The sequence below is a fragment of the Lactobacillus acetotolerans DSM 20749 = JCM 3825 genome (genome assembly GCF_001436775.1).
Classification (GTDB): Bacteria; Bacillota; Bacilli; order Lactobacillales; family Lactobacillaceae; genus Lactobacillus; species Lactobacillus acetotolerans.
Window position 1 is genome coordinate 1 of sequence record NZ_AYZC01000106.1, and the last position, 480, is coordinate 480.

At 46.9% G+C, this 480-nt stretch carries 1 pseudogene; it reads left to right on the forward strand.

Annotated features, from left to right (window positions below):
- Positions 1-480: pseudogene (locus FC77_RS07745) on the forward strand (IS256-like element IS1201 family transposase); the annotation flags it as partial.

Here is a 480-nt window from a genome sequence, read left to right on the forward strand (position 1 = left end):
GGTGCCTACTTTCGCAAGGTGGATACGCAGTTTGGCAAAATTGAAATCCAGGTGCCACGAGACCGCAACGGCCTGTTTCATCAGCACACGCTGCCTGACTACAAGCAGCATGCAGATGTGTTGGAAAACATGATCATCAAGCTTTACTCTAAAGGCGTAACTACCAGAGAGATAGCTGATTTGATTGAAAAAATGTATGGCAGCCATTACAGCCCCGCTCAAGTATCCAATATTTCTAAGCAGATGATCCCCAAGGTAGAGGCCTATCACAAGCGTAAGCTGAGCGATAAGTTCTTCTGCGTTTATCTAGACGCTACCTACGTTCCTCTGCGCCGAGAAACTTTTGAACGTGAGGCTGTCTATATTGCCATTGGTATCAAACCTAATGGCCACAAGGAAGTTATCGACTACTGCATTGCGCCCAATGAAAACATTGAAGTCTGGACGGAGCTGCTCCAAAGCATGAAGTCTCGCGGCTTA